The 11,664-nt window shown below is 46.3% G+C and carries 5 protein-coding genes; all 5 read left to right on the forward strand.

Annotation, left to right across the window (positions count from 1 at the left end; genetic code table 11):
* Positions 1–155: 155 nt before the first annotated feature.
* Genes ACLHR0_RS22875 through ACLHR0_RS22895 form a run of 5 tightly spaced genes read left to right on the forward strand, consistent with a single transcriptional unit; the run spans position 156 to position 11,658 of the window.
* Positions 156–2,693: a hypothetical protein gene (locus ACLHR0_RS22875; protein WP_436489797.1), complete on the forward strand. Its 2,538-nt coding sequence runs from the start codon at positions 156–158 to the stop codon at positions 2,691–2,693.
* Positions 2,694–2,699: 6 nt separating this feature from the next.
* Positions 2,700–3,803: a hypothetical protein gene (locus tag ACLHR0_RS22880; RefSeq protein ID WP_436489799.1), complete on the forward strand. Its 1,104-nt coding sequence runs from the start codon at positions 2,700–2,702 to the stop codon at positions 3,801–3,803.
* Positions 3,804–3,805: 2 nt separating this feature from the next.
* Entirely contained in the window at positions 3,806–4,327 is a 522-nt protein-coding gene (locus ACLHR0_RS22885; protein WP_436489800.1) for a hypothetical protein, read from the forward strand.
* On the forward strand, positions 4,324–10,845 hold the full coding sequence (locus ACLHR0_RS22890; RefSeq protein WP_436489802.1) for a hypothetical protein: 6,522 nt from the start codon (positions 4,324–4,326) through the stop codon (positions 10,843–10,845). Before ACLHR0_RS22885 ends, ACLHR0_RS22890 begins: the two co-directional genes overlap by 4 nt.
* 18 nt (positions 10,846–10,863) lie before the next feature.
* Positions 10,864–11,658, forward strand: coding sequence for a hypothetical protein (locus tag ACLHR0_RS22895; RefSeq protein ID WP_436489804.1), 795 nt, complete (start codon positions 10,864–10,866; stop codon positions 11,656–11,658).
* The last annotated feature ends 6 nt before the right edge of the window (positions 11,659–11,664 follow it).

Consider the following 11,664-nt stretch of genomic DNA (forward strand, 5'->3'; position numbering starts at 1 on the left):
CGGTGTATCAGTCGGCTAATTCTGCCACATACGGCTCTTTTTCATTCCTGAATGCATTGATATGAAAGAAAAATAACCCGCAGCAGGGTTGCTTCCCCGGATAGCGTCCCTGCTGCTTCCCAGATAAATAATCCCTATACCATGAAAATTTTTATATGGCAAAAGTTATAGCGGCGTGGTGTACCTGTGTGCTACTTTCCGTCACCGTTCATGCTCAAACGGTAAAAGTAAATGCCCCCGTTAAGCAACTGGAGGAATATGCCAAAAAAGCTGGGCTGCCTATGGGTAACCCTATGTTGCAGATGATACTGGCAGACTCGCTGAACAAAAGGTCAGCCATGGCACAGGCTAAAGCATATCTCCGGCAAAATCTTCCGGCTGTTCCGGATGTAGGCGCCGGCAAATATCTGCAGGAATCCGCCCGGCAGGAATTCTTTCAGTTTATCGGTAATTCAGCCGGTAAACAGCAGCTCGCGCAGTTGCAGCAAGGCATGAGTACCATCAAAGACACTGCCCGTATCCGTCAATACATCGCGGATAAGCTGCGGGGCTTCTATGCCTTACGGGATGAAACGGGCGTGAATAAGCTGTTAAATGCCGGTGCGTATAGTAACAGCCTTAAAGAAGCCAGTGCCGGTGCTTTCGCAGAAAATACGCCGGGCATGCCTATGCTGGGTACCAGCGTTACAATAGGGGATCAGCTGATGATAAAGAATATACCCGTTAACGTGGAGTATTCAAATATTTCAGGACAAAGTACCTGGAACAATCCCTTTGCGGATCAGTCGCTCGTGAAGTTTTCATTTGATAAAGACGCTTACGTAAAACGCCTCAATAGCATAGTCGAAAAGAAATATGATCTCAAAAAATACTTTCTGAAAGACATTGATGTCAAAAGCGCGGTAAAATCCTTTACCAACAGCCGGTTGGAAGCGCTCCAGCAAAAACTCACAGGGCTGGGAGAAAAGCAGTCAGCCGCCTTCGGCCAATTGCTCAACAGCGATCATATCATCCAGCTGGATTCGTTACAACTACGGAATGAGTTACTAAACAATAGAGCTTTCGGCATTACAGCAGAAGACCTTGAGCCGGTTGTTGCGGCATTGCAGGATAGTATCTTACTGGCACATCCGGTGGCCGACAGCAGCCTCAATGGACTGTTGGAACACTTCCGTACAGCCAGTGCAGCCAGAAAATATATGGCAGGCGTTTTGGCGCTGAAGAAAGAAGTAGGAGAAGGCCTGCAGGCTAAGTCCATTATCTCAGACGAACGGGTGATGGGAGGAAAAATCAACGGGCAACTGGAAGAGGAGAGCAACAAAATCAGGAACATTAAAGAACTGTTGCCATTGAGCGGTCTGCAACGCCTGTTATTAAGTGCCAAACAACTCGACATCGGTAACATTGCGGCTTCCGGAAGTAAAGGTGGGGTACAGGACTTGTTTATGTCCGGTATACAGACCAGTTTTCTGAACAACAATAAATTCCTGATGCTGGGTGCCGGAAAGCGTATCGATGGCGGAACAATAAAAGACCTTGCTTTTAATTCATCGCTTGATCCGGGGGCTTACAGCATGCAGTTCCTGCAAATGGGCGCCGGTGATATTACACAGCCACACAGCCATGCCGGGGTCGTGAACGCCAATACCAAAAGCGATTCCCGCCGCCAGTATACTACCCTGAATTTACCTAGAAATACTTTTGTAGGCGCTTTTTCCGAAGATATCAGCCTGGGTGGTTATGGCCGTATCGCCGCACAATTATCAAAGTCCAGCAACCAGTTTAAAAATTCGGCAGTAGGTAATGACCCGATGCTGGCCAGTAAGGCTGCTGCATTATCGCTGTTCAACGATTTCTGGGAAACCTTGTCAGTGGGCCTCGACTACAACGGGCAGGTAAATGAGTGGAATATGAACCAGCGCGCCTACGTCAGCTATTCTGGCCTGGGATATAATAACCCGGCGTCTCCCGGAGCAGGAAGAGGAACGATACGTTACGGATTAAAACTGAAAAGAAACTGGTATAAAAATAAACTGGTGCTGGGAGTAAGATCCGATTTCCAGGATATCAGCTCTTCGGCCTTGACTTCCAGCAAATGGAAAAACAGGCAGTTTGCTATTGATGGTCGCTGGAAACTGAATAAGAAGATCGCCTTTGATGCGCGTTTTAACCAGTCGGCCATGAAAAGCACCGGTGAAAAGGCCCCATCCTTTCAGTATATGACCCGGCAGTTATCGCTCGCTTCACAGGTGCAGGGAAAAATGGCCGCGCTTCCATACAACAGCAATATTATGCTGGGATATCAGCAGATCGATATTTTGCCACAACACAGCACCTTACTGAATATTAATATTAACCACAACCTGGTGATCAGCTCACATGTCCTTTCGTTAAACCTGTTTTACAATAAAGATATTAAGGGTGAAGCGGTATATGCCAACCTCCTTACGGTTGAAACGGGATGGACCTACCAGGTGTGGAAGAAAATAAGCTGTAGCAGCGGTATGACCTACCTGGATAATAAGGCGGTGGTGCAGCAACTCGGTTTCAGGCAAACAGCAGGCGCCAGTGTACTGCCCCGGTTAAATGTGAATATGTATGTTGACTGCCGTAAAAACCTGTTGAATACGCCACAGAACTATCTGTTCGGCAACTTCAGAAGTGAACTGGCTATTTCTTACCAATTGAATTAAGTACCTATGTTAAAGTTTTATCAGGGAGTGATTTTTTTGATGCTGTTCTGTACTGTTCAACTCCGTGCCCAGGTGTCTTTTGTTTTTATCCCAGAGCTGCATGGCCGCACATTGGATGGCCTGTTGCAGGCAAAAGTGGCCAATACCGGCAGCCAGTCGCAATTGGTGAGTCTCACCGTAAAAGTATCTGTTGCCGGCGCCGGCAACATTGTAAGTATAAAAACACCTGCCTTTCAGTTAATGCCCGGTACCAACTCCTTACCGGGTGGATTGATTGCCAGATCCGCCATCCGCTTTGCGGAAAATAAGGTGGCCACTGTTTGCCGCCAGTCCGGCTACTTTATGGAAGGGGATTACGAATACTGTTTTGAACTGAATGCCGGTGATCAGTCGCACCAGGGCGAAACCCTGGGCGACCAGTGCTTCGATTATTACCTCCAGCCGTTTTCTCCCTTGCTGCTATTGAACCCGGCAGAAGAAGACAAGATCTGTAACAAGCGACCACCCTTTTTCTGGCAACCACTATTGCCGGCTGTTCCGGGTGTACAATACCGGCTTGTACTCACAGAAGTGAAACCCGGACAGGCAAAGGTAGAAGCACTTAATTACAATATGCCTTTGATTAACCAGCTGGGCATTAATTCCCCCATGCTTTTCTATCCTTCTCTGGCAAAAGATCTTATGCAGGGAAAAACGTACGTGTGGCAGGTAAGCGCCTACAAAAATGATATGCTGCTGGTGAACTCCGAGATATGGGAGTTTACTGTGTTCTGCGAAGAGGAAACCGCGGCAGTAGTACCGGAAAGCTTTAGGGATATTACGGATCTGACAAAAGGTAATTTTTATGTGGCCCGCGGAAAAGTGCTGTTTGCGGTAGAAAATGTGTACGACAAAGCCCCGCTGAATTATAAGATCCGTTGTATCACCAGGCCCGAACTGGAAATGCGTAAACTACCGGCGATCAAACTGAATCGGGGAAATAACCATGTGGTCATACCCCTGGCAGAGAACAGGTCATTCGTGGATGGCTACTATTACCTGCTGGAGTTGAAGCTGCCTAACGGTGAAGAAAAACAATTAAGATTTCTTTATAAAAGTGAAACGGAATAGCGATGAAATACTTAATAATATCCGTGATGATAGGGTTGTTAATGTCTGCCTGTCATTCAGGAAAGAAAGAAATAAAAGCTTTTTATGCCAACAATGGCCAGGCGCTGGTTCAGGAACAGGATGCAGGAGGTATCGGGGTAAGGGCCAGTTACCTCCCGGTGCAGTGGGAACGGATGCTGGGAAGGGAAAATCCGGATGCAGCAGGGGAAATGACATTTAAGTTAAACGTTGCCCTACCAGCTTCCTCCCGGGAAGAAAGCCGGAAAATGCAGGCGGTAAGCGTGGATACCCTGTTTTGGCTGGTAGTGGGAAGTGATACGCTGGCGGCACAGTTTACGCAGCGAATTCCGAATGGAAGTACCTCTTCAGCAGAATACCTGACCACGTTCAAAAGGGCCGTGCCGGCAGGAACAGCTGTATTGTATTTCGTGATGAATGATTGGATGTATACGCATCATAAGTTGGTGTTTCCCTTCCAGGTTGCACATATCAATAGTATTGACTCATTAAGCAGCAGGTTATGATTCCAGGAAACATAATATTCAGAAAGTCCATTGCAGTTTTTTTTCTAGGCTTGCTTACCTTCCAGATATTGGTACCCTGCGCTGCATGGGCACTTACAACCGGTCCTTCTCAACCGGAAAGCAAACAGTTTGCGGAAGCAGGTACCAGTGAAACGGTCGACATGTTTACCGGTGCATTTAAATACAATATTCCTATAATGGATATTGATGGTTACCCCATCAATTTAAATTACCAGTCCGGTGTAGGAATGGATGATGAGGCCAGCTGGGTAGGACTGGGCTGGAATCTCAATGTGGGCGCCATTAACCGGAGCCTGAGAGGTATTCCGGATGATATGAACGGAGATAAGGTAATCACGGAACATTATACGGCGCCTAAAACAACAACCGGTGGGCGGGGAACAGTCAAAGCGGAGTTCTTTGGCGGGGCGAAACTGATTGGCCTGAAAGGCTCTTTGTCGCTCGGTATCTTCAGTGATACTTATACCGGGATAGGAGCCGAGTTCGGCATAAATGCCGGTATCTCTCTTACACGCGGGAGTGGTGCCTTAACGCCCGGACTGGGCGTGGGCCTGATGTCCAATACCAGTAACGGTGTGGATGTATCGCCTAATATCACGCTGGCTTTATATGATAAGTCGAATGAAAATAAGACCACAAACGTAGGGCTGTCGGCCAATCTAGGTTATAACACCCGCCAGGGGCTGAAAAGCCTCACACTGAACGGGTCTTTCGGTATTACAACGAGAGATTGGGATAATCAATCGGGTTCTTCTAGTTTCGATGTAGGTGGCATCGGATTCACTTATAACACACCACCTTTTTATCCGCATATCGGGGTACCCTATAGGTCTACCAACCGTAGCTACAGTATAGATGTAGGGCCTTCCGGCGCCGGTGCTTTTGCCGGCGTAGGACTTACCGGCTACCGGTATAAACGCGAAATACTGAACAGGATTAATACTAATCCGGCATACGGATACCTGTATGCGAACCAGGGTAAAGATGTACCCAACGCCGTAATGGATTTCATGCGGGAGAAAGATAATGCAGTAATTCCCAATATGCCCAACATTGCGATTCCTATCGCTACGGCCGATATTTTTTCCTATTCCAGCCAGCTGGGAAGCGGGCAATTCCGCCTGCATCGCGGCGGTTCAGGAACGGTGTTTGACCCTGCTGTCAATGACGCGAATAACACCACTACCCTTGGAGTAGACCTGGGTTTTGGATTATACTTTCATGGTGGGGTCACGTTTTATAAGCAGGATGTATCCAACAAAACCGGGAAGTGGAAAAACGATAACCGATTCAATGGAGTAGCTGATTATAAGAACATCGATAATACCCTCGAAGAGCATGCCTATTTTAAGCAGATGGATGAGAAGAATGTGGGGAGCAATGAATATGAGACATTGATCAAAGGCGAAGACGTAGTGCATGTATCTTTGGATGGACTCAGCAGTAAAAGTGAACTGAAAGACGGATATAATAATACTTATCCCATATCCACATCCAACCCGCTGACAAAGAAAGTAAGACAGGTAAGACGTAATGCCATTTCCTATCTCACCGCCTCAGAAACCTACAAGGGTGGCGTGATAAGAATGAAAGAAGATTACCGGGAGAACAAAGTAACTGGTTTTACACCCGCGCTACCTTCCGCAGTAACAGAGTCAAGATATGGTACTCATCTTTCTGAATTTACGATTACGGGAGACGATGGGAAAAGAATGGTATACAGCCTGCCCGTTTATAACAAGGTACAGGAGGAGTATTCATTTGCTACAGATCCGAATGCGGCGAAGGATGAGGACAGAAACCTGGTAGGATTTTCGCTGAAACCAGATGGAGGAATCCAGCATAATTACGGCATTGACAAATATTTTCATAAGGAAACGCAACCTGCGTATGCGTCGGCTTTCCTGTTGTCTGCGATATTGTCGCCCGATTATGTAGATGTAACAGGCGACGGTATTTCAGATGATGACATGGGTACTGCCATTAAGTTTAACTATACAAAAGTAAACGGTAATTACAAGTGGCGTTCTCCGATGAAGCCGAATAGGGCGCTGTATAACAAAGCATTGAATGCGGATCAGGATGATGATAAAAGTAGCATTGTTTATGGGGAGAAGGAAATATGGCTTTTAAACTCTATTGAGACAAAAAATAAGGTGATGTTTTTCCTGTTGGACAGCAGGAATGATGCGTTAGGTGTTACCGGTATCACCGGCGCTATAGACAATACCGCCAATGGCAGACAGCGTTGTTTGAAGGAAGTCCGCCTGTATTCGAAAAAAGATCTCACTACACCGATAAAAACAGCGGTATTCAACTATGAATACACGCTCTGTCAGAAAGTACCCAACCAGGCTGTTGCCGATAGTGGTAAACTTACCTTAACGGGTTTGCACTTTACCTATGGTGCTTCTACCAAAGGGAAACATTTTCCCTATACTTTCAAATATACGGGCAAGAATCCCGATTATGAGTATCTCTCTACCGACAGGTGGGGTAATTATAAAGCGGCCAAATCCGGTTTGAATAATTTAAATAATGACCGCTTCCCCTATAGTACACAGGATAAGGCGATCGCTGATCAGAATGCCAGTGCCTGGAATTTGACGTATATCAGTTTGCCAACCGGTGGAGAAATTAACGTAGACTATGAATCCGGCGACTACGCTTATGTACAGGATAAGCCGGCGATGCAGATGGTGGAACTGACGCAGTTGGTAAATAAAGACGGTAACCCGGAGCCGGACTTCTTTTTTGCCCGTGGATTTATGATCAATATTAAAGAAAGCCTGAACGGAGCCTCCGCAGAAGAGAAAAAAAATGATTTTATCAGGCGTTACCTGAATGGCGAAAGGGATTTTTACGCCAAGCTATTTGTGAACTTGACGGATAAACCCGACAATGGCACGGCTGAAAGTAGTTGCGATTATGTTCCGTGTTATGGAAAGGTGAAAGATGTGATAGAAAAATCCGGTGGAAATGTAGCGGTCATATTCGACACCATGGGCGAAGGGAATGTGACTTCGAATCCTTTCATTTTTGCCGCCTGGCAGAAAATGAGATTAGAGTATCCCAAGTATGCTTATCCTGGCTACAAGAACAGGATATCCGACGATATGCCTATACAGGCAGCATTAGGCGCCCTTGTGAACTCCATCAGTAACCTCAGTGAAATTACAGGTAACTTTTATAAAAGAGCGGAGCGGAAGAGGTTTGCACGAAGCGTGGATCTGAAAAAGAGTTTTGGACGTATTGCAAAGGTGGATGGAATAAAACTGGGCGGTGCGGCCCGGGTGAAGCGTGTCAGAATATCGGATATCTGGAACACGATCAGTGGAGAGCCTTTAACAGGGGCTACCTACGGTCAGGAATATACGTATACCACTACCTGGAATGGAAAAACGATCAGCAGTGGCGTAGCCAGCTATGAGCCGGGAGTAGGGAGCGATGAAAATCCCCTGCGTTTACCGGTACCTTATACCGAAGATATAAAAGGTGGTCTCAATAACTATTACTACCTGGAGAAACCCTTTGGAGAAACCTTGTTCCCGGCACCGGTAGTGGGTTATAGCAAAGTGGTGGTAAAAGATCTGAATGCGGAGGGTGTGGTGGAAGCCGCACCTAAAACGGGATGGGTACAACATGAGTTCTATACTTCAAAGGATTTCCCGGTACAGGTAAGCTATGATCAAAGTCCGGACGCCTATAATTATGATTCCAAAGGTTGGTTTAGTTTTATTGGTTCCAATGTAGCACATGAACTGGTGTTATCCCAGGGGTATGTGGTGAAACTGAACGACATGCATGGCAAGCCTAAAGCAGAAAGAGTATTTAACCAGTCGGGCGCAGAGATTGCCAACACCAGTTACTACTTCAATGCAAAGCCACTGGGGGTAGGCACGCAAACGCTCGTGAATAACGTGGATGTAGTGAACGAAAAAGGAGAGATTACGCAGAACCAGGTTATCGGTAGAGAGATAGAAATGATAGTAGACATGCGGGAAGAGGAAACCAGCAACACAGGCCGGACCATCCGCGCGGGTTTTGATATGATACCCGGCTTCCCGATACCGTGGGTGATCCCACACTGGCCCATGAGTCAGAACGATGAGTATCGGTTGTTCCGTTCTGCATCGGTATTAAAAACCGTGCAATATTCCGGGGTACTGGACCGGGTAGTGAAAACTATCAATGGATCTACCGTTACGACCAAAAATACTTTGTATGATGCCGTTACCGGCGATCCGGTAGTTACCACCACCAATAACGAGTTTGATGATCCTGTGTACCAGGTAAATATGCCGGCATACTGGATGAATAGCGGGATGTCCGGTGCTTATAAAAATAACAATACCCTTATCCGGAATTTCGAGACAGATGCTCAGGGGAAAATTCCATCTACGTTTACCAGATTTGTGACCACAGGCGATGAACTGATTGATCTGAATAAGCAGGATTCCATTTACTGGGTGGTGAAAACATTGACCAAGGGAGACCAGGACCTATCCTATAAGCTTATCAACAAGGACGGGAATGTGGCTAATAATTTCAAGAGCGACGTAAAGTTGGCCCGCTCCGGATACCGGAACCAACTGACGGCCCCCGGCGCTTCCGTGGTGTGTTTGAAAAACCCGGTGCAAAATGGCGCTTTCCGCTTTACAACAGATACGGACGACGAACTGGCTTCCCTGGGTGTGCTGGATGCGAGCGTAACGCTATACGATCAGTCCTGGGGCTCCCGGCTTAAAATGGAGGGCATTTATCCAGGGTATGACTATGAGCGCCCGGACAGGGGGGTGTATATCAGGAATCCTAATGGAAACGACCGCATGTGGCCCTATTATGCACAGTACAAAGATAGCCAGGATGGGAATGACGGAACGAGCTTTTACGCTCAGAATGGTGCGGAATATGGTAACAGAAAAGGATATTTCTGGGGAGGGAATGGTAACACCGGAAGATTAACGGCCATTGGGATGTATCCCAGGTATAAGAATCCAAATGGTAATGATTTGTGGTATTCTTACAACACTGATATAACACTGGAACCAGCTGCCAGCTATTCTCTGGGTCTGGGTGGAAATGATGAGGTGTATGTATATATCGATGGTGTGGAAGTGAGAAAGCTCACGGAAGAGAAGCTAAGCAATCATAGAAAATGGCATGTTTTTGAATTAGCGAACATGCTCCCCGGTAAACATAATTTCGAGGTCATGGGTCGTAATTCCAAGGGTCAGGAAGCCGGTTTTGCTGCGGAGATCTATAATAAATCGGCTTATGAATTATATAACACCGGTAATTATACAAATATTATCGCTTATTCATCAGAAGATCTGATACATTATCCCGCCGATGTAGTGGAACGTCAGGGGGAGTTAGGTACACCAATAAGTAATGAGAAGTATACCTTGCCTATAACCTTTCAGATGAATCCCTTCTTGTATGGATTCCTCGGAAACTGGCGCCCGGTAGAGCAGAAAGCTTTCCTGGTGAACAGGACCGGGCAACAGCTGTCTGTCCCTGATATCAGGAAGGGTGGGGTTTATCAGAACTTTACTCCTTACTGGTATTTCTCAGTGACCGATAATTTGTGGAAGCCCACTTACGTAAATAATGAAAAATGGGTCAGCACTGGTACTGCCACTCTTTTTGATGCTCAGGGAAATGGCCTGGAATCAAAAGATCCACTGGGGATTTTTAAAAGCGCATTGTTTAGCTTTAATAATACACTTACCGCCGCTGTGGCCTCCAATGCAATGCAGCGGGAAATATTTTACGATGGATTTGAAGATTATGCATATCGGGTGAAGGCTATTCCGGAAAATAGTAATCCGAAAGATAGCTTCAACATGTTCGTGATGATCCGCGACAAGGGACAGTATACAGACTGGCTGGATAACAAGATTGTCCACACCGGTAAATACAGCCTGAAACTAAACAGCCCACTGGTATTATACACGCGTCCGCATGAAAATGTACACCATACCGTGCCTTATCTGGATTTTTCTGACCTGGGAGAATATATGCGTACCACCAGGCCCTATGTTTACCCGATGGGATTTGCTCCGAAGCCCTATGCGAACTATATTTTTTCTGCCTGGGTAAAAGATGCACAGCCATCTGGTAATACCTCCGATCTGAAAGTAAGTGTTAATGGCGCGGATAAGCCACTTACGGTGAAGGCTTCGGTAGAAGGATGGAAACTGGTGGAGATGAATTTCTGGGCCAGTGATCCCGGGGTATCCACCACGCTCGCACTCACGGCTGGTACTGCAACAAGGATAGATGATATCCGCATTTTACCGGTGAAAGGTAACATAAAAACGTATGCATATGATCCCCTGAACCAGCGGCTCATGGCGCAACTGGACGAAAATAACCTGGCCACACTGTATGAGTATGATGATGAAGGTACCCTGATCAGGTTAAAGAAGGAAACAGACCGGGGAATCATGACGATTAAAGAAAACCGCTCTTCTTACAGGGCGAAAAATTAACCGCTTTAATATTGAAAGATGAAGAAGTATCATATAAGTGGAAAGTTTATCATTTTATTCATGGCGGCAGTAATGGTGGTTGGATTTGCTATAGGCGCCAGGCCCTTGCTGAGCAGCTGGTGGCCTTCTTTGAAAGAACAGGCGCCGGTAGCGGAAGAAGCAACCCATTTTCAACGGGAGGATGCTGCGTTGCTCGGACAGATCATTGCTATTTACAGACGTATCGATACGTTGTCTGTGATTGATATGGGAGGCAGTATCCGGATCAGTGATCCGGCGGAGCCGACAGAAAATGTGAATGCCACATTTAATTATTGCAGGAGAAATGCAGAAATGTATTATCAGCTGGGCGATAATGAAATGATCCAGCTGAAAGACGTGTGTATTTCGGCTAACCGCGGAATTGAGAAACTATTTGTTTCACCTCCCAAAGAGGTAGTGGCGGCTCCCCAGTTACCGATCGACAGTATCATTTCACTCTGGGAGAGCGACAGCTATGCTATCAATACTATACACACCGATAATTTAACAACCGTGCAACTGCTTTGTGAACACCATGTTACCTGTAAGGAATTGAAAATTACCTATGATCGTAGTACCGCGAAGTTGAACAGCATCTATATGCGTTTAACCAACCTGGAAGATCCGCTGAACAGGAAGATGGACAGAGAGATCACCACGGTTTTCAATAAATGGAATGAGGTGATTACAGATAGCCGCCGGCTTAGTTTGTCTACTTACCTGCAGAAGGAAGGAGAGGGCTGGAAACCTGCTGCTGCCTACAGTAATTTCAGATTAATATCAACGCTTTAAGTGTTA

The sequence above is a fragment of the Chitinophaga sp. ARDCPP14 genome, assembly GCF_051362515.1.
Lineage (GTDB): Bacteria > Bacteroidota > Bacteroidia > Chitinophagales > Chitinophagaceae > Chitinophaga.